The organism is Kitasatospora sp. NPDC034023 (genome assembly GCF_055575795.1).
This window is the reverse complement of the sequence record NZ_JBVIRY010000026.1, coordinates 58,547-83,701: the sequence shown is the minus strand read 5'-3', so window position 1 is coordinate 83,701 and position 25,155 is coordinate 58,547. Positions and strand designations below refer to the sequence as shown.

The following is a 25,155-nucleotide window of genomic DNA, read 5'->3' as shown; positions in this document are numbered from 1 at the left end:
TATCAGTGGTCACGTGGTCCGCCAACAGGTTTTCGCGCAGGCCCCGGGAAGCGGACGATGCGGGCGTCAGTTTCGAGCAGATGTTCGAATGAAGGCGTACGCTGGCCCCATGCACGACACCCTCCCCCGCCAGCCCTCGCTGTTCGACGACGCGGAACACGACGGCATCCGCCTCGGCCCGCTCGACGGCCTGCGGCGGCAGGTGCTCGGCGACGGCGCCTGGCTGGACGTGCTGCCCGGGTGGCTGCACGGCGCGGACGAGCTGTTCGAACACCTCGCCGAGACCGTGCCCTGGCGGGCCGAGCGCCGCGAGATGTACGAGCGGACGGTCGACGTCCCCCGCCTGCTGGCCTCCTACCCGGCGGACGCCGAGCCCCCGCACCCGGTGCTCGGGCAGGCCCGCACCGCGCTGAGCCGGCACTACGCGGACGAGCTGGGCGAGCCGTTCCGCACCCTCGGGCTCTGCTACTACCGGGACGGCCGGGACAGCGTGGCCTGGCACGGCGACCGGATCGGGCGCGGCGCCCGCGAGGACACCATGGTGGCGATCCTGTCCGTCGGCGAGCCCCGCACCCTGGCCCTGCGACCGCGGTACGGCGGCGGGACGGTCGTCCGGCGCCCGCTCGGCCACGGGGACCTGGTGGTGATGGGCGGCTCCTGCCAGCGCACCTGGGAACACGCCATCCCCAAGACCGCCCGCCCGGTGGGCCCGCGGATCAGCATCCAGTTCCGGCCGCACGGCGTCGCCTGAGCCCCCGGCTGCCGAACGCCCCGAGCCTGCGGATCAGCCCCGGGCCTGCCCCCGGTTGCCGCACACCCGCCCGGCGCGGAGGCTGGCGAGTGGGGTCGGCGGCACCAGGAGGCGGCATGCCGAAGGCGGGCAGGTACCGCGAGGGCGTCCCGTGCTGGGTCGTCCTGACGGCGCCGGACTCCTCACACGCTCAGCACTTCTACGGCGCGCTGTTCGACTGGGAGTTCGTCCCGACCGGCCCCGCCGAGGCGGTCGCCACCCGGTACGGCGCCCAGGTCGCGGCCATCGGACAGCCCGCGGCCCTCGGAGGACAGCCCGCGGACAGCCCGGAGCCCGCCGCGTGGACCACCCACCTCGCCTGCGCCGACCTCCGCCACACCGCGGCGCTGATCCGCGCCGCGGACGGCCGGATCACCCGCGAGCCGTACGAGGTGCCCGAGCAGGGCCGGGCCGCGCTCGCCGTCGACCCGCTCGGCGCCTCCTTCGGCCTCTGGCAAGCGGGCACCATCGACGGCGCCGGCCTGGTGGACGAGCCCGGCGCCCTCGCCTGGAACGAGCACCTCTCCCCCGACCCCGACACCGCGCGCGCCTTCTACCGACGCGTCTTCGGCTACACCTACGACCGGCCGAAGGCCGGCCACGCCCTCGCCCGGGCCGCCGGCCTGCCCGCCTGCAGCATCGGCCCGTCCGCCACGGGCGCGAGCTGGCTGGCCCATTTCGGGACCACCGACACCGACCGCGCGACCGACCGGCTGCGCGCCCTGGGCGGCACCGTCCTCACCGGGCCCGAGCCGACGCCGTACGGCCGCGCCGCACTGGTCCGGGACGACGCCGGCGCGGTGTTCGTCCTGGTCACCGTCCCGTCCGTCGAGTCCGCGGCGGCCGCCTGACCCGGCCCCGCGCCCGCCGGTCCTTCCCCCCTGCCCGTCAGTCCTTCCCCGCCCATGGGCTTGAAGGCCGAGAGCACCATCCAGAAGATCGGGAAGGCCGTGACGACGGCCAGCGCGATCGCGGCGGTGTTCGCCGCGAGCCGCCACCGGCTCCGGGAGTTCGAAGGGAGTCCCGGATGCCGTTCCCAATGCCGTTCCCAATGCCGTTCCCGATGCCGTTCCGAGGGCCGTTCACAGCTCGTTCCCCGTCCGCTGCCCGAGGAGGCCGTCGCCGAGGTGGTCGCGGCCGGCCCGCGCCCGGTGACCGCCTGGACCATCTCGGACGAGACCCGGCTGCGCGCCGACCTCGCCCGGATCCGCGCCCGCGGCTACTCCATCGACGACCGGGAGAACGAGCCGGAGGTGCGGTGCGTCGCCGCGCCGATCTTCGACCACACCGGCGAGGTGACGGCGGCGCTGTCCGTCTCCGGGCTCACCTCGCGGATGACGGCCGCCCGGGTGCGCTCCCTCGGGCCGGTCGCGGCGCAGGTCGGGCTGCGGATCTCGCGCGAGTTGGGCTCCGACCGGCAGCCGTCGTCCTGAACCTCCCGGGACGGACCCCCGGAACAGGACATCCGGGTCATTCCGAGGGCAGCAGCACCCGTTGCTCGACGGGCGAGGAGAGGATCACCGAGGTCGTCGTCCGGCCGAGCACCGCGATCGCCTCGATCAGCTCCTCCAGGTGGGTGGTGTCCCGCGCGGCGACCTTGAACACCCAGCAGTCCTCGCCGATCACGTGGTGCACCTCCAGCACCTCCGGCCGGTGCAGCAGTTCCTGGCTGCGCAGGTACTTCACCGTCATCCGGGCGTGCGGCGAGACCCGGACGAAGGCCCGGATGCCGTACCCCAGCCGCTGGGGCGCGACCTGCGCCGCGTAGCCGGTGACCGTGCCGCTCGCCTCCAGCCGCCGCACCCGCTCGCCGACCGCGGCCGGGCTGAGGTTCACCCGCCGGCCCAGCTCGCTGAGCGTGATCCGGCCCTCGGACTGGAGCAGCTCCAGCAGCCGCAGGTCGACCGCGTCCAGGCCGCCGCCGACACCGCTCCGGGAGCCCGCCGACGAATCGTCGGCCGAACCGCCGGACTGCCGTTGGTCTTTCGGTCGCAGCGCCTGAACTCCCATGATCACCCCTTCATCGAACCGCGCCGCACCATAACACTTGTGGGTATGGAAAACGTGCTCGTCATCGGGGGAAACCGGTACTTCGGACGGCAGTTGGTCACCCGGCTGCGCGACTCCGGAGTCCGGGTCAGCGTGCTCAACCGGGGCTCGACGCCGCCACCGCCCGGCGTCACCCGGCTCGTCGCCGACCGCGCGGACGAGACGGCGCTGACCGCCGCCCTCGCCGGGCGGGACTTCGACGCCGTGATCGACCAGGTCTGCTACACCCCGCGACAGGCCGAACTCGCCGTCCGTGCCTTCGCCGGGCGGACCGGCCGCTATCTGATGACCTCCACGATCGAGGTCTACGACACCGGCGAGCCGCGCCCGGCGGGCCGCCCCCTGGCCGAGTCCGCCGTCGACCCGGCCGGGTGGCCGGTTCGGCTCGAACTTCCCTGGACGGCACCGGAGTTCATCGACGCATCGTACGGCGAGGGCAAGCGCGAGGCGGAGGCGGTGTTCACCCGCGACGCGCCGTTCCCGTTCGTCTCCGTCCGGCTCGGGCACGTCCTCGGCGCCGCCGACTTCACCGGGCGGCTGGCCCAATACGCCGAGCGGATCGACGCGGGCCTGCCCGTCCTGGTGCACCCGGAGAACCAGCCCTCCTCCTACACCCACGAAGCCGAAGCAGCCGCCTTCCTGGCGTGGGCGGCGGGCGAGCCGTTCACCGGCCCGGTCAACCTCGCCTCGCACGGCGAACTGACCGCCACGGACCTCTGCGACCTTCTCGCCGCCGGCCGCCCGTACCGCACGGCCGCGCCCGAACCCGGACAGCAGGCCTCGCCGTTCTCCTTCGACCGCTACTACGGCATGGACAACTCCCGGGCCCAGCAGCTCGGCCACCCCCTCTCACACACCCGCGACTGGCTGCCCGGCCTGATCGCCGCCACCCGCGGACAGGAGCTCCCCGTATGACCGCCGTCACCACCACCCGCCTCCTCGGCACCGTCCGGACCAGCGCCATCGGCCTCGGGGCGATGCCGCTCTCCGTCGAGGGCCGCCCCGACGAGGCCCGCGCCATCGCCACCGTGCACGCCGCACTGGACGCGGGCATCACGCTGATCGACACCGCCGACTCCTACCACTGGCACGCCGACGAGTACGGCCACAACGAGGAGCTGATCGCCCGGGCCCTCGCCGCCTACGGCTCGGACGCCGACCGGGTCCTGGTCGCCACCAAGGGCGGCCGCGGCCGCCCCGGCGACGGCTCCTGGACCGTCAACGGCGACCCGGCCCACCTCAAGCGCGCCTGCGAGGGCTCACTGCGCCGCCTCGGCGTCGAGGCGATCGGCCTCTACCAGCAGCACCACCCGGACCGGACCGTCCCGTACGCCGACTCGCTCGGCGCGATCCGGGAGCTCTACGAGGAGGGCAAGATCCGCGCGGCCGGCATCTCCAACGTGGACGTGGCGCAGGTCCGCCTCGCCCGGGAGGTCCTCGGCGACGCCCTGGTCTCGGTGCAGAACGAGTACTCCCCCGCCGTCCGCACGCACCAGCCAGTACTCGACCTGTGCGCCGAACTGGGCCTGGCCTTCCTCCCCTGGAGCCCCCTCGGCGGCATCGGCCGCTCCGCCGAACTCGGCGGAGCCGGCGAGGAGTTCGTCGCCATCGCGGCCGAACGTGAAGTCAGCCCGCAGCGCGTCGCGCTCGCCTGGCTGCTGGCCGCCTCCCCGGTGACCATCCCGATCCCGGGCGCCAGCCGCCCCGAAACCATCCGCGACTCCGCCGCCGCAGGGGACTTGGTGCTCAGCGGAGAGGAACTGGCCCGCCTCGCGAACGCGAACGGGGCCCGGCACCTGTGAAAGGCACCGGACCCCGTCCGACAGTTGAGCGCCAGGCCCGGGTTGCACGGACTCTTCCTACTGAAAGTAGGACGTGCTCTGGTAGCACCACTGACGCCTGACGAGGGATTCGTTTCCCTCGCGACAGGAAGAATATTAGCAGCTCAACACCCATGCGCCGAACCACGGACAATCCCCGGCAGCCGCCGACCAAGCGCCGACAACCGCCGACAACCGCCCCCGAAAACGCGAACGGGGCCCGGCGCCTGTGAAAGGCACCGGACCCCGTCCGACGGTAGAGCGCCAGGCCCGGATCGCACGGACTCTTCCTACTGAAAGTAGGACGTGCTCTGGTAGCACCGCTGACGCCTGGCGAGGAATCATCTCCCTCGCGACGAGAAGTACAGTACCAGTTCAGTGATCAGTCACCGAACCGGAGGCGAACCCCGCATGACGAGCACTCCATCCGAGGTCGTTCCGTACGCGGACGGGCGGCTTTTGGACGTCCACCGGCCGACCGCCGGTGCCACCGGGCCGACTCCCGTCGTCCTGCTCTGGCACGGCAGCGGGCCGAACGAGCGGGACGTCCTCCGGCCGCTGGCCCGGGAGGCCGCCGCGCTCGGACTGCTGGTGCTCGTCCCGGACTTCGACACCGAGCAGGCGGACGGCGGCGCCGCCGAGCTGCTCGCCTCCCTCGCCCAGGCCCGCCGCATCGCCACCGACTTCGGCGGGGACCCGACCCGCTTCGTGCTGGCCGGCTGGTCCCTGGGCGGCCGGGAGGCGATCGCCGTGGCCACCCACCCGGACACCCCCGCCGAGCTCCGGCCCACCGCCGCCGTCGGCATCGCCTCGCGCTACGCCGACCCGGCCGTCACCACCGGCGACGCCCCGCTCGACCAGCTGACCGCGAGCCCCTCCCCCGTCCCGCTCTGGCTGGTGCACGGCACGGCGGACGACATCGTGGACGTCGAGCACACCCGCAAGCTGAGCGCCGCCGTACCGACCGCCGCACTGCTCGAACTCCCCACCGACCACGCGGGCGTGGTGATGACCGCGTACAGCCCCGAGGCCCGGCGCTGCCTCCCCGCGACAGCCGCCGACACCGTGGAGGCCGGCCGCCGCACCGCCGCCGTCCTCGCCGACGCGGCCGGGCTGTCGTAGCGACGGGGCGGCGGCCGGTGCCCGGATCGCGGACTGTGAGCGAACGGTCAGTTCCGCGCGAGCGGCGCCCGCAGTCCGTGCCCGCGCTCCAGTGCCTCCAGGTCGCGCTGCAGCGGCGGGCGCGGGACCGTGAGCACCGGGCAGGTCGCGTGCCGGACGCAGTAGGCGGTGACGGACGGGTGCACCAGCCGGGCGAGCCGGCCGCGTTCGCGCCCTGCGCCGAGGACGAGCAGGTCACCGGGGCGGTCGGCGCACCGCACCGGGGTGTGGCCGGTGTCGCCGCGGACGGTCTGGCACTGCAGTCGGACGCCCACGAACCGGCCGGCGAAGGCCTCGTCGAGGGCCTGCCGCAGCCGGGCCACCGCGTCGTCGCGGCCCGCGGTGATCACCGGCGGGCAGGGGGAGCGGCGGTAGCCGAGTTCGTCGCCGGGCGGGGTCCAGCAGAGGACCGCGAGCACGTCGACGTCCGTCCGGCGGGCCTCGGCGACGGCATGGTGGAGGGCGGCGAGGCTGCCGAGCGAGCCGCTGACGCCGACCACGATCCGGCCCTCGTCCACCCCAGTGTCCGTGCCACTGTCCGCGCCGTCCGCCATGCCCCGCCCCTGCCCCTCCCGGCCCATCCGCCGTGCCACCGAACCGACGGACCGGCCGGACCCGGTGGGCCGCCGAACCGCGCTCCGTCGCATCCCAGCAAAGCGCTTCGCGACCGCGTGGCCGCCGCCCGTTGACGGAGCTCTGACGCGACGCCCGGCGTTCCGTACGCGTCCCTGATGCAGCCGGAGCCGTGCTCTCAGGCTTCCGGGGACTCCGCTTCCCAGAGGTCCGCGAACATCCGGTCCAGGTGTTCCTCGCCGATCGGCGGAACCGGCAGCGGGTGGGTGGCCCGGGCGCGGAAGCCGTCCAGGAGGAGGGCGAGGTAGCGGCGCCAGAGGTCGGGGCGCAGCTCGGTGGCGGCGGGCAGGGCGCGGCAGAGCGGGCCGAGCAGGAACAGCAGGTCCATGGTGACCACGTCGCGCCGCATGGCGCCCTGCTCCTGGGCGCGGGTGATGAGGGCGCCGACGGTGGCGGCGTGCTGCCGGCTGATCTCGATCATGCCGGGGATGGTCGGGATGGCCTGGGTGACCAGGTCGTTGATGCCCCGGTCGGCGGCGACGAGTTCGAAGATCCGCTCGAAGTACCGTTCGAGGCCGGTCCAGGCGTCCTCGGCGGCGAGTGCTTCCTCCCCGGCGGTGGCCAGGGCGGCGCCGGCGTCCGCGAACACCTCGCCGATCAGCGCCTCACGGGTCGGGAAGTGCCGGTAGAGGGTGGCGTTGCCGACGCCGGCCTCCTTGGCGATCTGGTCCAGCGGCACGTCCAGGCCCTGGCGGGAGAACAGGTCGCGGGCGGCGGCGAGCAGCAGGTCGCGGTTGCGCTGCGCGTCTCGCCGGAGCCGTCCCGGGGGGTTCGCGCTGCTCGGTGCCATGCGTCCGACCCTAGCAAGCGCGCGGGCGGGTGACGGCGTGCCACTCAACTGCCGTGCCGCACCAGCCCACCGTCCCGCGGCGCCCCCGACCGACCCTGCCGCCCAACCGGGCAACCGGGCAACCAGGCACGGGCAACCGGGCAACCGGGCAACCGGGCAACCGCTCCGGCGGTACGACGGTGGCCCCGGCGGGGACGTGCGCCGGGGCCGTCGTCGTGCCGGGAGGGTCAGCAGGTCTGGTCGACGAGGGAGAACGTGGCGTAGTGGTCGCCGGTGTAGTAGTCCTCCTGGTAGTCCTGGCCGGTCACGATCCGGCGGGCACCACGGGTCGGGGAGCCCGGGGTGACGACGGTGTACTCGTGGTAGTACCCGTAGGACTCGCTGGGCAGGACGCCCTCTCTGTTCTGGAAGACCACGCCGTCCTGGGAGTAGGGGAACGGCCCGTCGGAGGCGATCAGGTCGAGGGTGTCGGTGGCCTCCGGCGGGAGGGTGGAGAGGCACACCGAACCGCTCACGGCGGCGTGCGCCTCGGTGGCGACGGCGACCGGCGCGAGGGTCATCAGGGCAACGGCGGTGATGGCGGCAGCGCGGGACTTCCACGCGCGTAGAGTGCGAGTCATGCCCCCAGTGTGGCGAGACACCGTCAACTCCGGAACCCCTCCATCCAAGTATTAACCGGCGAGTAACTCTCCTTTACCTAAGGCGACTTGACCCGTACCCCGACGTCCGACGGCATCCCCCGGGCACCGTCCACGAACCGCCCGGACGACACAAGGGTCGACAGTCATCGAACTAGCGTCGAGGCCGCCCCGCCCCGCCCCGAGGGCTCTCGCCGCCCCCGGACCGCGCCGCATAGAGTGACGGATCACGGCGGACCGGAACGATCTCTGACGGGGTGGGGCCATGGCAGCGAACGAGGACAACGCGCGGACCACGCCTCCGGGGCTGACGAATACGCCGACACAGCAGACCGCACCGCCCCCGCTCACAGCGCTCACCGCACTCACCGCCCATCAGCTGATCGGCCTGCTGGTCGACCCCGGCAGCTTCCGCAGCTGGGACGAGCCGCCGCTCGGCCCGTCCGCCGACCCCGACTACCGCGCCTCGCTCGACCGGGCCCGCGAGCGCACCGGCCTGGACGAGGCCGTCCTCACCGGCCTCGGCCTGATCGACGGGCGGCCGGTCGCGCTGGTCGCCTCCGAGTTCGGCTTCCTCGGCGGCTCGATCGGCGTCGCGACCGCCGAACGGATCACCCGGGCCGTCGAGCGCGCCACCGCCGAGCGGCTGCCCCTGCTCGCCCTGCCGGTCTCCGGCGGCACCCGGATGCAGGAGGGCTCGGCGGCCTTCCTCTGCATGCTGCGGATCACCGCCGCCGTCCAGGCCCACCGCGCGGCCGGCCTCCCCTACCTCACCTACCTGCGCAACCCCACCATGGGCGGGGTCTTCGCCTCCTGGGGCACGCTCGGCCAGCTGGTGCTCGCCGAGCCAGGCGCCCGGCTCGGCTTCCTCGGCCCGCGCGTGTACGAGGAGCTGCGCGGCGTGGAGCTGCCGCCGGACGTCCAGCGGGCCGAGACACTGGCCGAACAGGGGCTGGTGGACGCCGTCGTTCCGCCGCAGGAGCTGCGCGAGCTGGTCCGCCGCACCCTCGCCGTCCTCGCCACCACGCCGCCGACCCTTCCCATGGACACCCCTCTTACCGGCAACGCGGGTGCCCTTCCGCTTACCGGGAACGCAGGCGACACCCCTCCTACCGGGAACGCGGGCGCCGCCGCGACCCCCGAGCGCCCCGACGCCTGGGACTCCGTCCGCCGCACCCGCCGCCCCGGCCGCCCGGGCACCCGCGAGCTGCTGCGGCACACCACCGAGGAGCTGGTACTGCTGGACGCCCCCGGAGGTCGCAGCGGTGCGCTGGTCCGCGCGCTCGCCGTCCTCGGCGGGCGGCCCGTCCTGGTGGTCGGCCAGCAGCGACAGACCCCGGAGCACGAGCGCCCCTTCACGGCTGCCGACCTGCGGTCCGTCCGTCGCACCGCGCGCCTGGCCGAGCAGCTCGGGCTGCCGCTGGTCACCGTGGTGGACACGGCGGGCGCCGAGCTGTCGGCCGAGGCCGAGCGGGACGGCATCGCCGTGGAGATCGCGCACTGCCTGACCACGCTGCTCGCGCTGCGCACCCCCGTCCTCGCGGTGCTGCTCGGCCAGGGCTCGGGCGGCGGCGCGCTCGCGCTGCTCCCGGCCGACCGGGTGCTCGCCGCGAGCCACGCCTGGCTGGCGCCGCTGCCGCCGGAGGGCGCTTCGGCGATCGTCCACCGCGACGGCGGGCACGCCGCCGAGCTGGCCCGGGCGCAGGGCATCGGGGCGCAGCACCTGGCGGAGGTCGGGCTGGTGGACCAGGTGGTCCCGGAGCTGCCGGACGCCGCCGACGAACCGGAGGCCTTCTGCATCCGGCTCGGCCGGGCGGTCGGCGCGGCGCTCGGCGCCCTCGCGGCGACCCCCGAGGCGGACCGGCTCGCGGCCCGGGCGGTACGGCACCGGCGGCTGGGCGACCTGCGCGGTCAGTAACCGTCGGCCGTCAGCCAGCCGTGCGTTTCAGGGTGTGGCGCCGGTCTCAGCAGCCGATTGATCGTCTGTACCCAAAGTGCTTCCCCCGAACCGGCGGGTGACGGCGGCGCAGGCCCGAACGGTGAGTGCGCTCACACGGAATCGATGGCCACGACGGACCGTAGTAGACACTGCCGGACCATCCGCCCCCGCCCTATGTCCCCCACGTTCACGCACGTCAGAGCCGGTCCGCGCACCCGGCGCGACCGGCCCTTCGAATCCACGGCCGCCGCTTCCGTACGACCGTCGGTCGTAATGAGGGGGTCTTGGCGGCGGCCGATCCGGTCTGGCAACAATGGCTCTCGTCGCCAGCCACACCGGCTCCTGTCCCGCCGGTGAACGGCTTACTGCCGAGTCACGCCCCGCGACTACATCGGCCCCTGTCCGGCCTGTGGTCCTGGACGGGGTGTGACCCGGCCCAACCTGATTGAGGTTTTGTTCTTCATGCCCGCTTTCAAGCTCCGTATGCGTACTTCGGCCGCGATTCTTGCCGGCGCCGCTGGTCTGACCGCCCTGGGTGCCGGTGTCCTGCCCGCCACCGCTAACGCCGCCACCGCCTCCCCGCAGGCGATCGCCGCCCAGATCGTCCCGGCGAACCAGCTGGCCTCGTTCAGCCAGATCATCTCCCACGAGTCCAGCTGGAACGTGACCGCGACCAACGCGAGCTCGGGTGCGTACGGTCTGGCCCAGGCGCTGCCGGGCTCCAAGATGGCCTCGGCCGGTGCGGACTGGAAGACCAACCCGAGGACCCAGATCAAGTGGGCGCTGGACTACATGAACTCCCGCTACGGCAGCCCGAACGCCGCCTGGGCCTTCTGGCAGAACCACCACTGGTACTAAGCCGGCCCCGTCGGCCCACCGATTCCCTCCCGTCCCCTGACCACTCCCCTCACCCCGGGGGTCGGACAGGGACCACCGGGGTGCCCGAGAGGGCCCGGACCCGCGCGATCCGCGTGGCCCGGGCCCTCTCGTGGTTTTTCCGCTTTCCCGACCTGCTCGGGATCCCTCCGGCGTGCCCTACAGCACGCCCGGCAGCCCGCCGTACAGCACGCCCGGCAGCCCGCCCTACAGCTCGCCGGTCAGCCCCAGCAGCTCGCGCATCCGCGCGTACTTGGCGGCCAGCCGCTCGGCGGTCGCCCGGTCCAGCGCGGCCAGCCGGGCCGGGTCGGAGTTGTGGGCCAGGTCGGCGCGCTTGACCAGCAGCGCACCGGGCGTGGCCAGGATGCGCGCGGTGTAGTCCTCCAGCGGCTCCTCCGGGCGCTTGGTGAGCGCGTCCACGATCGCCTTGGTCTCCTCGGGCAGCGCGGCCGCCGCCAGCCACTCCCAGCTCAACCGGTCGTCCTCGACGGTGTCGTGCAGCCAGCCCGCCGCGATCTGCGCCTCGCTGCCGCCGCGTGCGGCCGTCCCGCGCGCGACCGCCGCGATGTGCTCGCCGTACGGGTGCCCGTTCTTGTCCACCTGCCCCTGGTGGGCACCGCGCGCGATCGTCTCCACCTCGGACAGGCTCAGGTATTCGTCGTCCATCGGCTCCTCCATCGGCTCATCGTAGGCCCGTGATCGACGTGGCGCGGGTCACTGGTTTACTGCCGCGGGGGGTTCACGGCTTCGAGGGTCCACCGGCCCGGTGTTGACGCCCCCCGGCGGGCGATCCCCGCCGCACCCGGCAGACACGTCCGAGCGATCCGAGGAACCCATGCCATCCCTGCATCCGCTGCTCTCCGGCTTCGCCCCGATCTGGGCGCTCACCGGAGTCGGTTACGTCGTCGGCCGCACCAAGCTGCTCGGGCCGCACGCCGAGGCGGTGCTCAACCGGTTCGTCTTCCACGTGGCGATGCCGGCCGCGCTCTTCCTGATGATCGCCCGCACCCCGCTGGGGCGCTTCGCCAACCCGTCGATGCTCGCCTTCGCCGCCGGCACCGCCGTCGCGACCGGCCTCGGGCTGCTCGCCGGGCGCCTGCTGTTCCGCCGCAAGTCCGGCGAACTGGCCATCGGCGCGATGGCCTCGGGGTACGTCAACTCCGCCAACCTGGGCATCCCGGTGACCATGCAGGTCCTCGGCGACGCCTCCTTCGTGGCCCCCGTGGTGCTGTTCCAGATCCTGCTGGTCACTCCGGCCGTCCTCGCCGTGCTCGACGGCGGCGCGGCCGGCCGCCGGGCCCTGCGCACCCTGCCGGTGCGCAACCCGATCCTGCTCGCCACCGCACTCGGCGCCGTCGCCTCGGCGACCGGAGTGCACCTGCCCGCCGAGCTGAATCGTTCCTGCGAACTGCTCGGCGGCGCCGGCGTGCCGACCGCCCTGATCGCCCTTGGCATATCGCTGCACAACCGCCCCCCGGCGGACGGCCGTTCGCGCCGCACCGAGGTCGGGCTGACGGTCGCCGTCAAGACCCTGGTCCAGCCGCTCGTCGCGCTCGCCGTGGCCGGTCCGCTCCTCCACCTGCCCGCCCACCAACTCCTCACCGTCGTCCTGTTCTCCGCGCTGCCGACCGCACAGAACGTGTACACCTACGCCCGCGAGTACGGGCAGAACACAGAGCTCGCCCGGAACGTGGTGCTCGGGTCGACGCTGGCGTCGATGGCGACGCTGTCGGTGATCAGCTGGACCCTCGGACCGGCGTAGCCCCTCGTCTACCTACCCCGGCGCGCCCTGCCCGGCCGTCATTCCGACGCGCCCTGCCTGGCCGTGGCCACCACCTCGGTCATGGCCTCCAGGAAGCGCCGGGCCGTGGCCAGCTCCCCCGGGTCGAACCGCCCCATCGCCGCGAGCAGATCGCCGATCAACCCGCCGAAGAAACCCTGACCCAGCTCCATCGCCCGCTCCTCCACCAGCAGCCGCACCCTGCGCCGGTCCTGCGGGTCACGCTCGCGGCGGATCAGCCCGAGCCGCTCCAGCCGGTCCACCAGGCCGGTCGTGCCGGCCGAGTTCAGCTGCAGCGCCGCACCGAGCCGGCCCGGGGTGACCACCTCCCCGGCCCGGGCGGCGTCCAGCAGATGGATCAGCGCCCGCAGATCGGTCGGATGCAGGCCGTTGCGGGACGCGAACTCGGCCCCGAACAGATCGAGTTCGACCGTCAGACCGCGCAGCAGGTGAACCAGCCGCATCGGCTCCTCAACCTCGGGCACCCTGCCGTCCTTCCCTGGGCACACCTGTGCCATTATTCTCTCGTCCAGCGAGATAGTTGTTGAGCAAGTTACTTGCCGAGCGATTTGCTTGGCGAGCGACTTGCTTGGCGAACAAAGTACCAGCCAGGCAAGATACTCGCTGGGCGAGTGGTTCGCACGCCATCCCACCACACCCGCGGAGGCCCGCCATGTCCGCCCGCACCGCCCCCTTCCTCGCTGCCTACGACGCCCTGCTCGCCCGCTGGCCCGTTCCGGTCGAGGCCCTCACCGTCCGCACCGCCCACGGCGCCACCCGGATCAACGCCTGCGGCCCCCGCGACGGACGCCCCCTCGTCCTCCTCCACGGCGGCGGCGCCACCTCCACCATGTGGTTCGCCAACGCCGCCGCCTGGGCCGAAGCCGGACACCGCGTCCTCGCCGTCGACCTCATCGGCGACCCCGGGCGCAGCGTCCACGACGGCGCCGCACTCGACGGCATCCCCGGACTGCTCGGCTGGCTGGACGCCGTCCTCGACGAACTGGGAGTCCCCGAGGCCGACTTCTGCGGCCACTCGTACGGCGGCTGGATCGCCCTCGAGTACGCCCTGCACGCCCCCGCCCGGGTCGGCCGGCTCGCCCTGCTCGACCCCACCCAGTGCTTCGCCGGCTACCGCCCCCGCTACCTGCTGCGCGTGGTGCCCCTCTTCCTCCCCGGCCGCACCCCCGCTCGCGCCCACGCCTACCTCGACTGGGAAACCGGCGGCGGCCCCCACCTCGACCCAGCCTGGCGCGACCTCTACGCCCTCGGCTACGCCGACTTCCCCGCCTCCCGGGTCGTCACCGGCCCCCGGCCCACCCCCGCCCGCCTCCGCACCCTCAGCCCGCCCGTCCTCACCCTCTTCGCCGCCCGGAGCCGCACCCACAACCCCACCCAGGTCGCCGAGACCGCCCGCCGCACCCTCCCGACCGCAGAGGTCGCCGTCCTCCCGGACGCCACCCACCACAACCTCCCGATGGCGGCCGCCCCCGAGGTCAACCGGCGCCTCATCGACTTCCTGTCCGCCGCCCGGACCTGAGCGTCAGCGCCCGCAGGGATCTCGAGGGAAGTTCGGGGGCGCCGAAGGACTGGCGCGAGGGTGCCGTCGGTCGCAAGGGTGCCGTCGGGCGCAAGGATGCCGTCAGCGCCTACAGCAGCAGCGAGTTGAACGACGTGCCCGGCCGATCCAACCGGTGCCCCTGGTGTCGACCGGCGGCATCGAGGGTCCTGAGGAACGTCTCGCGGTCCTCGGGGCACTCCTGCAGCATGAGCGCCGACCGCTCGATGACCAGCAGGTAGTGGTCGGCGGGCACCCATGTCATGTCGCGCAGGCAGTCGGCGAGCGCGTTCCGGTTCCATTCGAAGTAGACCGGGAGCCGAAGGCGGGCACTCAGCTGTTCGAAGAGCCTTTGCTCGTCGCTCATCCCGGCGCCGTCCAGCCGGGCCACAAAGCTGGTGCCCGACGGCGGCAGGAGGAACGCGGCCCCCTGCGCGTCCTGCGTCAGGTGGTGGACCCAGGGGCCTCGCCGGTCCAGTAATGGCGCATGTCCGTCCGATGCCGGGTGTCGAGTTGGGCCACGAGGTGCACGGGCCGCCGCCGGTCCGGTGTCTCGCGGGTGGGGGTGGGGGTGGGGGTGGGGGTGGGGGTGCGGGTGCGGGTGCGGGTGCGGGTGGTGATCGTAGCGCTGCCGGATCACCGAGAGGACGCGGGCGGGCGGATCGCAGGTGAGTGCGGCTCATGTGATGGCGTCGGCGATGGTGTTCGCGATCCCGGTGCTCACGTTGGCGGGGACGCTCGGGATGGGGACGCCGCGCGGGACGCGCCTGTCGGCCTTGCGCAGGTGCCGCGTAGGGCCGGTGCCGGCCAGCCGCCGATGTCGGCCAAGGGCCGGTGTCAGCGCCAGGCGTGCCGGATCCGTCCGCCGACGGCGGCGATCACGGACGTCGGGCCCGGGTCCTCCTGCGGGAGCGCGGCCAGGAGCTGCGCCGGCTCGCCGCGCGTGCCGGCGGTGAGCACCCGGTGGAGTTGCTCGTCCATCTCCTCGTGCGTGATGTGCCCCTCGGCGTAAGCCTGCTGGAGACGCGTCACGGCCGACTCGCGTTCGTCCTCGGCGATCGGGCGCGGTGCCCGGGACGGGTGCTTCGACGGAGGATTCACCGCCCCACTCCTCGGCCGCGTCCGGTGCCACAGAATTGCCTGCATGGAACAACTACTCACCCTTGCCTGGCAGTACCGTGCCGGGCTGGTCCCCAACGAGGAGCTGCCGATGGCGGCGGCGCACCTGCTCGTCGCCGGCCTGGACTCCCCGGCCCTGCGCGAACTCGCGGGGCTTTCGCGGAGTGACAGCAATGCCGAGCTGTTCCCGGTGGTGCTGGGCGAGTTCGGCACCGCTCTCCCTGACCAGGACATCACCGAGTGCTGTGTGCTGCACCATGTGGCGGACCGGCTGGTGGCCGGTGCGATGACGCCGTCGCAGGTGGCGGCCGAGGTCTGGCGGCGCCTCTTCGCGGGCTGGACCGAAGCCGAGCGCGACTTCGTGGACGCCGTCGGCTACGAGTACCACGTCGACCTCATCGCGGCCGAGCGGCCCGAGGCCTTCCGAGCCTGGGAAAAGGCGCTCCGCTCGGCAGCGGAACGGCTCTGCCGCACCCCGTTCCCGACCTGGTAGGCAGACCCGGGACGCTGGCCCGGGCGGGGCAGACCCGGGCGGCAGCGAACGGGCCCGAGCGGGGTTGCCGTGGCCGTCGCCTTGGCCGTACGACCGTGCCGCCCGGGACCGTGACGGGCCGCCGTCAGTAGATCAGGTACCCCGGGCGGTGCCCTTCGTCGTCGATCTCCCCGGTGGCCTGGGCCCGCAGCTTGCGGGACAGTTCCTCCAGGGCGCGGGAGGCCGCGACCTCCTCGCCGATCCTGGCGAGCGGACGGTCGTCGGCGCTCTTCACGGCCTCGCCGTGCGCGCTCAGGCCCGGCGCCCTCGCGCCCGTCAACCTGGCGTCGCACGCCGTGTGCACGCCGTCCTCGTCGAATGTCAGCTCCACGTCCCACTGGTTGTGCATGCCACACCTCCTGGTGCAGGCCCCCGTCGCGCCTGTCCTGACCGGCACGGACGGTGACCCGTGGCGGCCGCTCACACCAGCGTGCGCCTGCCCCGCCCGAGGCGGCAAGCGCGGACGACGGCACCGGGCGCGGCAGCCCGGCACGCCCCGTCGCGCCGCCTCCCGCAGGCGGGTGCCCGGCCCAGCGCCCGGCGCCCGCTCGGTGCAGTGCCCGGCGCAACGCCCGGCGCAACGCTCGGCCCCGCGCCCCGCCGGTCGCGTCCGATCGGCCCGGCCGCCGCCCCGGCGGTACGCTGACGGAAGCGGGCCGCGACCGCCGACCCACCCCGGGCCCTTCGGCGCGGCGCGGGCAGCGACAACCTGGTGGTCCCTCCGTGGCGGTCTTCCTCCTCGCCCTCAGTGCGGCCTGCTGTCTGGGTCTGGGCTTCGTCCTCCAGCAGCACGCGGCGCAGCGGGCCCCCCGTGCCGATCTCCTGCACTGGCGGCTGCTGCTGGACCTGATGCGGATGCCCGAGTGGCTGCTCGGCACCGGCTTCATGGTCAGCGGGCTGATCCTCTCGGCGCTCGCGCTCAACCAGGGCGAGGTGTCCCTGGTCGAACCGCTGCTGGCCACCAACCTGCTGTTCGCCATGGCACTCGCCCGGGTGCTGACCCGTCAGACCCTGGGCCGCTCAGGCTGGGCGGGGGTGCTGCTGCTCGGTCTCGGAGTGACGGCCTTCATCGTGGCCGGGAAGCCGACCGGCGGTGGGGCGCCCGCCGGGGAGCTGCGGCACTGGCTGGTGGTCGGCACGGTGGTGGGGCTGGTCGTGCTACTGGTCTCGATGGCTCGGCGGATGCCGCTGTTCGAGGAGGCGACCCTGCTGGCGCTCGCCGCCGGTCTGCTCTACGGCCTCCAGGACGCACTCACCCGAACCACCACCCTGCGCCTCGACCACCAGGGACTGTCGGCCGTGCTGCGCAGCTGGCAGCCGTACGCGGTGGTGGTGGCGGGCGTGGTCGGACTGCTGCTGGTGCAGAGCGCCTTCGAGGCCGCGCCACTGCGGATGTCGCTGCCGGCGTTGACCGCCGCCCAGCCGCTGGCCGGGATCGCCTGCGCGGTCGGCTTCCTCGGCGACCGACTGCGGGTTACCCCGGCCGCGCTGGCCTGGCAATCGGCCGGGATGCTGGCCATCGTGATCGGGGTGATCGTGATCGGCCGCCACCCGGCGATGCCCGGCACCGCCCGGGACAACCTGGAGAGCATCGGGGCGGCGCCGGAGGACGAGTCCGTGGACGACACCGGGGACCGGCCCGAGGGCGGAACCGGGAACGGCACCGGCACCGGCAGCAGGCCCGAGGACGGACCCGACGGCGGCCCCGGGAAGTCCGGCTAGAGGCCCCGATGTGCTGGAGCGCGGAGGCGGACGCCGTGGCCGGTGGGGTGGTCGCGGCCGCCGGGGTGGCGTGTCTGGTCCGCGCGCACCGGGCCGGCCGGCCGCAGCGGTTACCGCTCGCCGCGCTCCCGCTGGTGCTGGGTCTGCACCAGCTGATCGAGGCCTTGGTCTGGCGCGGTACGGACGGTGAACTGCCCGTCGCCGTCGCCGGAGCGGCCCGCACCGCCTGGGCGGTGATCGCCCTGCCGCTGCTGCCCGTGCTGGTCCCGGCGGCCGTGTGGTGCGCGACCACCGGACCGCGCCGGCGCGTGCTCGCCGGGCTCACCCTGCTCGGCGTTGCCGTCGCCGTCCCGCTTGCCGCAGCTGTCGGCTCCCACCCGGTGACGGCCACCGCACACGGCCACACGCTCGGCTACGCCATCGGCATCCCGCACCCGGCCCTCCTCCTGACCGGATACCTCCTGGCCACGGTCGGTTCCTTCCTCGCGAGCGGCGACCACCTGCTCCGCCGCCTCGGCCTGGTCACCGGCGCGGGCGCCCTCGTCTGTGCTCTGCTCTGGCGCCTCGCCTTCATCTCCACCTGGTGTGCCCTCGCGGCTCTGGCCGCGCTCCTGCTGCTCCACTGGGCGGGCCACCCACCTGTCGCCGAGGCCCCCGAACCCATCCGCTGAGCGGTTCCGACGGGTGGACAGCTCCTACGAGTGCGCCGGAGCCGGCTGGCTCGTCGTGTCCGCCGCCGACTGCCCGTCGACGGCCTCGCTGCCCGAGCTGCCAAGGCTCTCGGAGCCGCCCGAGCTGCCGGAACTGCCCGAGCTCCCGGAGCCGCCCACGTGCCCCCGGAGGCGGTCCATCTCGCGCCACTCGGGCCGGAGGCCGGCCAGCGTCGTGGTGGCGAAGTAGAGGGCGCCGGCCGCGAGCAGGCTGGGTATCAGCCCGACGAGGGCGACCGACGCGCCCGCGACGAGGCCGCCGAGGGGAATGCCCGCCCAGGCGAGGGAGTCGCCGAGGGCGTGGACGCGGCCGAGGAGGTGGCGGGGCACCCGCTCGAAGAGCATTGCGCCGAGGATCGGGTTGAGGAAGCCGGAGCCGAAGCCGCCGATCGCGAAGACCGTGAGCACCACCCACATCGGCGCGCCGAGGGCGAGCACCACGAACCGGGGCGCACCGCACAGCAGGAAGCCGACGAAGAAGACCGTCCGGCGGGGCAGGCGCGAGGCGACGGCTGCCGCGATCAGGCTGCCGACGACCGCCGTGGCACCCATGACACCGGCGGTCAGCCCGATGGCGGCCGGGCCGTTGCCGGATTCCCGCGCCCAGACCGGGACGAGGACGGTCACGAAGCCGGCGTCGAGCAGATTGGTGATGCCGACCATCACGATCACGGCGAGCAGCAGCGGCTCGGACCGCAGGAAGGCGAATCCCTCGCGGAACATCCGCCAGTAGCCGCCGCCTTGCTCCCGCTCCTCCACCGACGCGGCGGCCGCGCCGGCCACCGCCGGAGCAACCGAAGCCGCCGGAGCGACCTGCGCCGCCGGGCGCCCCATGCCGCGCGGCAGCGCGAGGGCGATGACCAGCGACCCGAGCGCGAAGGTGGCCGCGTTGACCGCCAGCCCGGCCAGCGGGCCCATCAGTGCGACCAGCCCGCCGCCGACCGCCGGACCGATCGTGGAGGCCAGCCGCTCGGTGACGCCCGACAGCCCGGTGGCGCGTTCCATCGGCACCCGGGCGCGGTCGGCCGCCTCCGGGACCATGACCGACTTGGCCAGGTCCCCCGGGCCGCGCATTCCGCCGATCACCGCGACCATCACCAGCAGCACCCAGAACGGGAGCAGCCCCTGCGCGTGCAGCAGCGGCACCAGCCCGGCCGCGACGGCGCTCACCGCGTCCGTCGTCCAGGACACCACGCGCGGCCCGAGCCGGTCGACCACCGGCCCGGTCAGCGCCTTGACCAGCACATACGGCGCCATCTCGGCGAAGGCGACCAGGCCCGTCATGGTGGCGCTGCCGGTGGTGGCCAGGACGAACCAGGGCAGGGCGATGGCCGAGACGCGCGTGCCGGTCACGGAGACGACCGTGGCGGTCAGCACCCCGGCCAGCGGCCGGAAGCTGCGCACGGGCGGGTCGACGGCGGTGGTGGTCATGCGCTTCCCCCCTCGGTGGTGGTGCTCGGATCCGGCAGGACGTGGACGATCACGGAGACCTGCTCGGCGCCCTCCGGGGCCGGTCCGTCGGCGTCGATCGGGCGGTACCGCCCGATCACCTCGGACAGCTCGCCGGTCAGCTGCTCGGCCTCGGCGGGCGTGAGCCGCAGGATCAGGTCGCTGAGGTCCGTCACCCGGCGCCACTCGCGCGGCATGGTCTCGAAGGCGTCCAGCGTGCGCTGGCCGGTCAGGGTGTGTGCGGCCAGGACGGACCGCAGGAAGCCGACGGCCGTGTCGGGCTCCTCGTCCGCCATGTCGTCGCCCGTCCAGACGGTGAGCCGGTGGGCCGAACGCCACCAGCGCTCACGGGCGTTGCCGCGCTCCTGGTCCTCCTCGACGAAGCCCGCGGCGGCGAGCTGGCGCAGGTGGTAGCTGGTGGCCCCGGAGTTGAGCCCCAGCTGCGCGGCGAGCCTCGTCGCCGTGGACGGGCCGTGCTTGCGCAGCAGCCCGACCAGTTGCATGCGCACCGGGTGCGCCATCGCCCGCATGCCCTTGGCGGTGATGGCGATGTGCGGGTCGTCGCTGTGCTTCCAGCCGCGGTCTTCGCTCATGGCAGGAGCGTAGGACCGCAAAGAATGCTTTGCAAAGGGTTTTCTGCGAAGAGTTCTTTGCGGTTCCCGGCAGGCCTGGTCACCGGGCCGCGCCGGGCTGCCTCACCGGGGCCTCGCCGGGCTGCCCCAGCGGGCTGCCCCAGCGGGCTGCCCCACCCGAGCCCCGCCAGTCGGCGGGTGCACGACCGGCCGCTCGGCGGGGGCGCGGGCCGGGTTCGCGTCCCGGGGCGGGATTGTCACCCGGGCGGGTGAGGCGCAGGCTGGCAGGAGGGCCCGGAAAGCGGCCCGTCCCGGTCGGCCGCGGAACCGATGACGGCCGCCGGTGAGGCACGAGGGGCAGGACGATGACACGCGGGAGGCTCTGGGGCTACGTCGCGTCGGGGGCCCGGGCGCTCGCGGCGTTCGGCGGCACGGGCGGCACCGGACGCAGGAGCGACACCGGACGCGCGGGCGGCGGCACGGTCGCCGTCAAGGCCGAGGAGGGCCTCGGGCCGTTCCAGTCCGACACCATGGCCGCGCCCCGGGCGCTCACCCACGCGGAGCTGGAGCGGCTGCGGTGGACCGGCCGCCAGGCCGGCTGCGAACCGATGGCCCGGCACGTCCAGGTGGCCGATGTGCTCCGCCGGGTGATGCGCGGCGGCGGCCGCTCGGCGGCCGTCACGGTCCGGGTGGCGCCCGGGCTGCCGGTGGTGGCCGGGGACGCCCGGCGGCTGGAGGCTGCCCTCGCCGGGCTGGTCGACCACGCGATCCGGCGCAGCCCGCTGGGCGGCCGGGTGCTCGTCCGCGCCGAGGTGTCGGGCGGCGGCCGCCGGGGCGACGCATGCGACGTACGGGACGTACGCGATGCACTCGACGTGCGCGGCATACGAAACGACCTGAGGAACGGCGCGCGGGGACGCGACCGGGTGGAGATCCGGATCTCGGACCGGGGCGCCTACGAGCTGCCCGAGGCACGCGAGTGGCTGCTCGCGGGCGTACGGCCCGCCGGCCCGGTGGGGCCCGCCCTGCACAGTCTGGTGCTCGCGGCGGGCGGCCGGCTCGCGGTCGAGTCCACCCCCGGCGGCGGACTGACCGTGGTCCTGCTGATGACCGTCGCGTACGACTGACGCGCACCCGGACGAACCCCGAACGGACCCGGAACGCACCCCGGACGCGCCCCGGACGCACCCCGGACGCACCCCGGACGCACCCTCCCCACGCCGATCCGGCGAACCCGCCCCGCCGAACCTAGACTTGCCCCATGCCCCGGCTCAACGACCAGGTCAGGGAGCTGCTCCAGGAGTACGCCGACCTGATCAACATCACCGGCGGGGACGCCTTCCGGGCCCGCGCCTACGAGAAGGCCGCCCGCGCGGTCGGCGGCCACCCCGAGGACCTCGCGGGCCTGGACGTCAAGGGTCTGCAGCAGATCCCCGGCGTCGGCAAGTCCACCGCCGAGAAGATCGCCGAGTACCTCGCCTCCGGCAGGATCCCCGCCCTGGAGACGCTGCGCGCCAAGATCCCGGCCGGCGTGCGGGAGATGATGGCCGTCCCCAGCGTCGGCCCGAAGCGCGCCCTGGCCCTGTTCCGCGACCTCGGCATCGCCTCGGTGGACGAACTCGCCGAGGCGGTCCGCGCCGACAAGCTGTCCGACCTGGCCGGCTTCGGCGAGCGCAGCGGCGAGAAGATCCTGCACGGCATCGAGCTGATGCGGCAGTCCGGCGGCCGCTCCCTGCTGGACAACGCCACCGAGCTGGCCGAGCAGTTGGTCGCCGCGCTCTCCGCCGTCCCCGGCTGCACGCGCTGCGCGTACGCGGGCTCGCTGCGCCGGATGCGCGAGACGGTGGGCGACATCGACGTGCTGGCGACCGCCGAGGACTCCGCCCCGCTGATGGCCGCGCTCACCGAACTCCCGTACGTGGCCGAGGTGATCGGGAGCGGGACGACCAAGACCTCGGTGCGCACCACCCAGGGCGTCCAGGTGGACCTGCGGGTCGTCCCGGAGGAGGACTGGGGCGCGGCGCTGGTCTACTTCACCGGCTCGAAGGCGCACAACATCAAGCTGCGCACGATGGCCGTGCGGGCCGGGCTGAAGCTCTCCGAGTACGGGCTGTTCGAGGTGGACGGCGGCGCCAAGGTGGTCTCGGAGACCGAGGAGGAGGTGTACGCCGCGCTCGGCCTGCCGTGGATCGCGCCCCAGCTGCGCGAGGACCGGGGCGAGATCGAGGCCGCCCTGAACGGTGAACTCCCGGACCTGGTCCAGGAGTCCGACCTGCGTGGCGACCTGCACACGCACACCGACCTGACCGACGGGCTGGCCACCCTGGAGGAGATGGTCGACACCGCCGCCGCGCGCGGCTACTCCTACTTCGCCGTCACCGACCACGCGCCGAACCTGGTCATGCAGCGGATGACCGACGAGAAGATCCTCGCCCAGCGCGAGCAGTTGCGCCGACTCGCCGACCGGCACAAGAAGATGCGGCTGCTCCACGGCACCGAACTGAACATCGACCCGGACGGCGGCGTGGACTGGCCACCCGAGTTCCTGGCCGGCTTCGACGTCTGCGTGGCCTCCGTGCACTCGCACTTCGCCCTCGACCGCGCCGCCCAGACCCGCCGCCTGGTCCGCGCCTGCGAGAACCCGTACGTGCACGTCATCGGCCACCTCAGCACCCGGCGGATCGGCAGTCGCGGCCCGATCGACGTCGACCTGGACGCCGTGTTCGAGGCCGCCGCTCGCACCGGCACCGCGATCGAGATCAACAGTTCCCCGCAGCGGCTCGACCTGCGCGACGAGGACATCCTGCGGGCCAGGCGGCACGGCGTCCGGTTCAGCATCGACAGCGACGCCCACGCCACCCCGCACCTCGCCTACCCGCGTTACGGCGTCGGCACGGCGCAGCGCGGCTGGCTCACCGCCGAGGACGTCGTCAACACCTGGACGTGGCAACGGCTGAAGCGCTTCCTCCACAAGGACGCCCTGCGCTGACCCCGCCGTCACCCGACCGGGCGGCCTCGGCGCGCCGAGGCCGGGGCCGCCGGTCAGCACGGCAGGGCGTCAGCAACATCAGGGCGTCATTGACATCAGGGCGTCAGCAACGTCAGAACGTCAGCACGTCCCCGCCAGGTCACCCCTCGCCGCAGGAGGCCCCCGGCGAGGCCAGCACCCGGGCAGCGCTGCGGTGCCCGAGCCCGGCCGCCAGCCGCAGGTCCCCGGTGTCCAGGAATCCGGCCAGGAACCCCGCCGCGAAGGCGTCCCCGGCCCCGGTGAGGTCGCGCACCTCCGCCACCGGGGGTACCGGCACCGTGAACAGTCCCTCGCCGGGCACGTCGACGGTGGTGGCCTCGGCGCCCGACTTGGTGACCACCGTGGTGGCCGCCAGTCGGGCGCGCTCCGGCCCGGGCAGGCCGTCGACCAGCAGGCCGAGGAAGGCGGACTCGGAGCGGTTGGCGAACACGAAGGTGGGTGCCAACTCCGCTAGCAGGTCGAGGAATCGCTCCCGCCCGAACTGCTCCAGCATGCCGGTCGAGGAGGCGTCGACCGAGGTGGTGCCGCCCGCCTGCCGGACCCGGGCGAGGGCGTCCACCGCGGTGCTGCCGACCGGCTCGCCGTCGAAGGAGTAGGCCGGCACGTGCAGGTGGGTCAGGCCCGCCAGCCAGTCGTCCGGGACGCGCTCCAGCAGCGTGGCGGCGCCCCGGTCGGGCAGCATGGTCCGCTCGCCGTCCGGGTCGATCAGCACCACGATGCTCCCGGTCCGGCCCTGCCGGGAGACCCGGACGTCGACGCCGTGGCCGTTCAGTTCGGCGACCACGCCGTCCCCGACCGGGTCCGCACCGACGCAGCCGAGGAAGCGGGCCGGGTACTGCCCGGCGGCGAAGCGGGCGACGTTGGCCGCGCTGCCGCCGCGCCGCCGGAAGACCCGGGCCCCGGAGTCGGTGCCGTGCCGCAGCGGGCCGTCGACCCAGACCACGATGTCCTCGACGAGGTCGCCGAGCACCCCCAGCACGGCTCAGGCCCCGGTCTCGGCGGCCGAAGCGGCCGACCCGCCCGACGCAGCCGAGGCGTCTGACGCAGCCAGGGCAGTGGCGATCTCGCCGCCGAGCCGGACGTTGCCCCGGTAGACCTCGACGTTGACCTCCAGGCTGCGGCCGTCGGTGTCGCGCTGGATGTGGTCGAGCAGGAAGGGGGTGGAGGCGTTGCCGGTGATGCCCTGGCGCTCCGCCTCGGCCCAGGCGCGGGCCAGGATGCCGTCCAGTTCCTCCGGCGGCAGTTGCTTGGCCGGGTCGACCGGGTTGGCGATCAGGACGGCCTGCGGCAGGGCGAGCCGGTCGCGGGCGTCGATGACCTTCGCGGCCTCCTCGGGCGATTCGACGCTGAAGTTGATCTCGTGGCCGGAGTCGGTGATGTAGAAGCCGGGGTACTTGCGGGTGCGGTAGCCGATGACCGGGATGTTGAAGGTCTCGAAGCGCTCCAGGGTGGCCCGGATGTCGAGGATGGACTTCACCCCGGCGCTGATCACGGTGACCGGGGTGGCGGCCAGGGTGGTCATGTCGGCCGACTCGTCGAAGCTCTCGGAGGCACCGAAGTGGACGCCGCCGAGGCCGCCGGTGGAGAAGACCCGGATGCCCGCGCGGTGGGCCAGGAAGGCGGTGGCGGCGACGGTGGTGCCGCCGTGCCGGCCGAGCGCGGCAACCACCGGGAGGTCGCGCAGGCTGACCTTGTCGAGCCCGTCGGTGGCGGAGAGCTCGGTGATCTGTTCGGTGCTCAGGCCGACCGTCGGTACCCCGGCGTGCACGCCGATGGTGGCCGGGACGACGCCCGCCTCCCGCAGCTGCTTCTCCGCCTCCAGCGCGACGGCCAGGTTGCGGGGGCGCGGCAGGCCGTGGGTGAAGATGGTCGATTCCAGGGCGACCACGGGCCGGCCGTCGGCGAGGGCCCGCGCGACCTCCTCGGCGACGCGGATGGCGGGGGTAGCGGGGGTGCTGGGGGTGCTGGGCGGAAGTCCGGTCATGATGC

At 73.9% G+C, this 25,155-nt stretch carries 28 protein-coding genes; 15 read left to right on the top strand and 13 right to left on the bottom strand.

Translation table 11 applies throughout. From position 1 onward, the window contains the following. Window positions 1–109 precede the first annotated feature (109 nt). The 3 genes from ACZ52R_RS29630 (at window position 110) to ACZ52R_RS29620 (ending at window position 2,223) form a co-directional block, all read left to right on the top strand. The gene (locus ACZ52R_RS29630) at window positions 110–751 is read left to right on the top strand and encodes an alpha-ketoglutarate-dependent dioxygenase AlkB (protein WP_465664256.1); all 642 of its coding nucleotides are present in this window, start codon (window positions 110–112) and stop codon (window positions 749–751) included. A gap of 116 nt (window positions 752–867) precedes the next feature. Continuing rightward, the gene (locus ACZ52R_RS29625) at window positions 868–1,641 is read left to right on the top strand and encodes a VOC family protein (protein WP_465664257.1); all 774 of its coding nucleotides are present in this window, start codon (window positions 868–870) and stop codon (window positions 1,639–1,641) included. Between the two features lie 54 nt (window positions 1,642–1,695). After that, window positions 1,696–2,223: an IclR family transcriptional regulator gene (locus ACZ52R_RS29620; protein ID WP_465664258.1), complete on the top strand. Its 528-nt coding sequence runs from the start codon at window positions 1,696–1,698 to the stop codon at window positions 2,221–2,223. Window positions 2,224–2,260: 37 nt separating this feature from the next. Here the strand turns inward: ACZ52R_RS29620 and ACZ52R_RS29615 are convergent, their stop codons facing one another. Beyond that, window positions 2,261–2,800, bottom strand: coding sequence for an Lrp/AsnC family transcriptional regulator (locus ACZ52R_RS29615; RefSeq protein ID WP_465664259.1), 540 nt, complete (start codon window positions 2,798–2,800; stop codon window positions 2,261–2,263). 45 nt (window positions 2,801–2,845) lie between these two features. Here ACZ52R_RS29615 and ACZ52R_RS29610 point away from each other — a divergent pair, with 45 nt between their 5' ends. From ACZ52R_RS29610 to ACZ52R_RS29600, 3 genes are all read left to right on the top strand, one after another. Then, entirely contained in the window at window positions 2,846–3,754 is a 909-nt protein-coding gene (locus tag ACZ52R_RS29610; protein WP_465664260.1) for an NAD-dependent epimerase/dehydratase family protein, read from the top strand. Next, a complete protein-coding gene (locus ACZ52R_RS29605) occupies window positions 3,751–4,641 on the top strand; it encodes an aldo/keto reductase (RefSeq protein ID WP_465664261.1) in 891 nt (296 codons plus the stop codon). Before ACZ52R_RS29610 ends, ACZ52R_RS29605 begins: the two co-directional genes overlap by 4 nt. Before the next feature lie 429 nt (window positions 4,642–5,070). Beyond that, window positions 5,071–5,781 (top strand): alpha/beta hydrolase family protein, encoded by a 711-nt coding sequence (locus tag ACZ52R_RS29600; protein ID WP_465664262.1) that lies wholly within the window; start codon window positions 5,071–5,073, stop codon window positions 5,779–5,781. A gap of 47 nt (window positions 5,782–5,828) precedes the next feature. On the opposite strand, the gene ACZ52R_RS29595 is transcribed toward ACZ52R_RS29600, so the two are convergent. From ACZ52R_RS29595 to ACZ52R_RS29585, 3 genes are all read right to left on the bottom strand, one after another. Next, window positions 5,829–6,374 carry a universal stress protein gene (locus ACZ52R_RS29595; RefSeq protein WP_465664263.1) on the bottom strand — a complete coding sequence of 182 codons (546 nt, stop codon included), beginning with the start codon at window positions 6,372–6,374 and terminating at the stop codon, window positions 5,829–5,831. A 197-nt stretch (window positions 6,375–6,571) separates the two neighbouring features. Further along, window positions 6,572–7,243, bottom strand: coding sequence for a TetR/AcrR family transcriptional regulator (locus ACZ52R_RS29590; protein ID WP_465623336.1), 672 nt, complete (start codon window positions 7,241–7,243; stop codon window positions 6,572–6,574). A 227-nt stretch (window positions 7,244–7,470) separates the two neighbouring features. Beyond that, window positions 7,471–7,863: a ribonuclease gene (locus tag ACZ52R_RS29585; RefSeq protein ID WP_465623334.1), complete on the bottom strand. Its 393-nt coding sequence runs from the start codon at window positions 7,861–7,863 to the stop codon at window positions 7,471–7,473. A 283-nt stretch (window positions 7,864–8,146) separates the two neighbouring features. On the opposite strand from ACZ52R_RS29585, the gene ACZ52R_RS29580 reads away from it, so the two are divergent. Together ACZ52R_RS29580 and ACZ52R_RS29575 are read left to right on the top strand one after the other, a co-directional pair. Beyond that, the gene (locus ACZ52R_RS29580) at window positions 8,147–9,799 is read left to right on the top strand and encodes a carboxyl transferase domain-containing protein (RefSeq protein ID WP_465623333.1); all 1,653 of its coding nucleotides are present in this window, start codon (window positions 8,147–8,149) and stop codon (window positions 9,797–9,799) included. 504 nt (window positions 9,800–10,303) lie between these two features. After that, window positions 10,304–10,678, top strand: a complete 375-nt coding sequence (locus ACZ52R_RS29575; protein ID WP_465664264.1) for an aggregation-promoting factor C-terminal-like domain-containing protein — start codon at window positions 10,304–10,306, stop codon at window positions 10,676–10,678. A gap of 225 nt (window positions 10,679–10,903) precedes the next feature. On the opposite strand, the gene ACZ52R_RS29570 is transcribed toward ACZ52R_RS29575, so the two are convergent. After that, window positions 10,904–11,362 (bottom strand): HD domain-containing protein, encoded by a 459-nt coding sequence (locus tag ACZ52R_RS29570; protein WP_465623402.1) that lies wholly within the window; start codon window positions 11,360–11,362, stop codon window positions 10,904–10,906. A gap of 169 nt (window positions 11,363–11,531) precedes the next feature. On the opposite strand from ACZ52R_RS29570, the gene ACZ52R_RS29565 reads away from it, so the two are divergent. Beyond that, entirely contained in the window at window positions 11,532–12,458 is a 927-nt protein-coding gene (locus ACZ52R_RS29565) for an AEC family transporter (RefSeq protein WP_465754455.1), read from the top strand. A 38-nt stretch (window positions 12,459–12,496) separates the two neighbouring features. Here the strand turns inward: ACZ52R_RS29565 and ACZ52R_RS29560 are convergent, their stop codons facing one another. Continuing rightward, on the bottom strand, window positions 12,497–12,940 hold the full coding sequence (locus ACZ52R_RS29560; RefSeq protein ID WP_465623401.1) for a MarR family winged helix-turn-helix transcriptional regulator: 444 nt from the start codon (window positions 12,938–12,940) through the stop codon (window positions 12,497–12,499). 209 nt (window positions 12,941–13,149) lie between these two features. Between ACZ52R_RS29560 and ACZ52R_RS29555 the strand changes: the two genes are divergently transcribed. Beyond that, a complete protein-coding gene (locus tag ACZ52R_RS29555; protein WP_465623330.1) occupies window positions 13,150–14,016 on the top strand; it encodes an alpha/beta fold hydrolase in 867 nt (288 codons plus the stop codon). A gap of 109 nt (window positions 14,017–14,125) precedes the next feature. Here ACZ52R_RS29555 and ACZ52R_RS29550 read toward each other — a convergent pair whose 3' ends face one another. Both ACZ52R_RS29550 and ACZ52R_RS29545 read right to left on the bottom strand, forming a co-directional pair. Further along, a complete protein-coding gene (locus ACZ52R_RS29550) occupies window positions 14,126–14,425 on the bottom strand; it encodes a barstar family protein (RefSeq protein WP_465754454.1) in 300 nt (99 codons plus the stop codon). A gap of 446 nt (window positions 14,426–14,871) precedes the next feature. Then, window positions 14,872–15,135: a DUF1707 SHOCT-like domain-containing protein gene (locus ACZ52R_RS29545; protein ID WP_465754453.1), complete on the bottom strand. Its 264-nt coding sequence runs from the start codon at window positions 15,133–15,135 to the stop codon at window positions 14,872–14,874. Between the two features lie 43 nt (window positions 15,136–15,178). On the opposite strand from ACZ52R_RS29545, the gene ACZ52R_RS29540 reads away from it, so the two are divergent. Then, entirely contained in the window at window positions 15,179–15,646 is a 468-nt protein-coding gene (locus ACZ52R_RS29540) for a hypothetical protein (protein WP_465754452.1), read from the top strand. 124 nt (window positions 15,647–15,770) lie between these two features. Here the strand turns inward: ACZ52R_RS29540 and ACZ52R_RS29535 are convergent, their stop codons facing one another. After that, on the bottom strand, window positions 15,771–16,034 hold the full coding sequence (locus ACZ52R_RS29535) for a dsRBD fold-containing protein (protein WP_350524766.1): 264 nt from the start codon (window positions 16,032–16,034) through the stop codon (window positions 15,771–15,773). A 374-nt stretch (window positions 16,035–16,408) separates the two neighbouring features. Here ACZ52R_RS29535 and ACZ52R_RS29530 point away from each other — a divergent pair, with 374 nt between their 5' ends. Then, window positions 16,409–17,407, top strand: coding sequence for a DMT family transporter (locus ACZ52R_RS29530; RefSeq protein WP_465623321.1), 999 nt, complete (start codon window positions 16,409–16,411; stop codon window positions 17,405–17,407). An 8-nt stretch (window positions 17,408–17,415) separates the two neighbouring features. Beyond that, a complete protein-coding gene (locus ACZ52R_RS29525; RefSeq protein ID WP_465754451.1) occupies window positions 17,416–18,078 on the top strand; it encodes a DUF6629 family protein in 663 nt (220 codons plus the stop codon). Between the two features lie 24 nt (window positions 18,079–18,102). Here ACZ52R_RS29525 and ACZ52R_RS29520 read toward each other — a convergent pair whose 3' ends face one another. Further along, a complete protein-coding gene (locus ACZ52R_RS29520; protein ID WP_465754450.1) occupies window positions 18,103–19,548 on the bottom strand; it encodes an MFS transporter in 1,446 nt (481 codons plus the stop codon). Next, complete coding sequence (locus ACZ52R_RS29515) at window positions 19,545–20,159, bottom strand: helix-turn-helix domain-containing protein (protein ID WP_465623316.1); 615 nt, start codon at window positions 20,157–20,159, stop codon at window positions 19,545–19,547. Before ACZ52R_RS29515 ends, ACZ52R_RS29520 begins: the two co-directional genes overlap by 4 nt. Window positions 20,160–20,503: 344 nt before the next feature. On the opposite strand from ACZ52R_RS29515, the gene ACZ52R_RS29510 reads away from it, so the two are divergent. Then, window positions 20,504–21,265, top strand: coding sequence for a histidine kinase (locus ACZ52R_RS29510; protein WP_465623314.1), 762 nt, complete (start codon window positions 20,504–20,506; stop codon window positions 21,263–21,265). Window positions 21,266–21,399: 134 nt separating this feature from the next. Further along, complete coding sequence (polX, locus tag ACZ52R_RS29505) at window positions 21,400–23,127, top strand: DNA polymerase/3'-5' exonuclease PolX (RefSeq protein ID WP_465623312.1); 1,728 nt, start codon at window positions 21,400–21,402, stop codon at window positions 23,125–23,127. A 139-nt stretch (window positions 23,128–23,266) separates the two neighbouring features. Here the strand turns inward: polX and ACZ52R_RS29500 are convergent, their stop codons facing one another. Both ACZ52R_RS29500 and ACZ52R_RS29495 read right to left on the bottom strand, forming a co-directional pair. Beyond that, window positions 23,267–24,145, bottom strand: a complete 879-nt coding sequence (locus tag ACZ52R_RS29500; protein WP_465623311.1) for a carbohydrate kinase family protein — start codon at window positions 24,143–24,145, stop codon at window positions 23,267–23,269. A gap of 3 nt (window positions 24,146–24,148) precedes the next feature. Then, window positions 24,149–25,150, bottom strand: coding sequence for a pseudouridine-5'-phosphate glycosidase (locus ACZ52R_RS29495; protein WP_465623310.1), 1,002 nt, complete (start codon window positions 25,148–25,150; stop codon window positions 24,149–24,151). Window positions 25,151–25,155 lie beyond the last annotated feature (5 nt).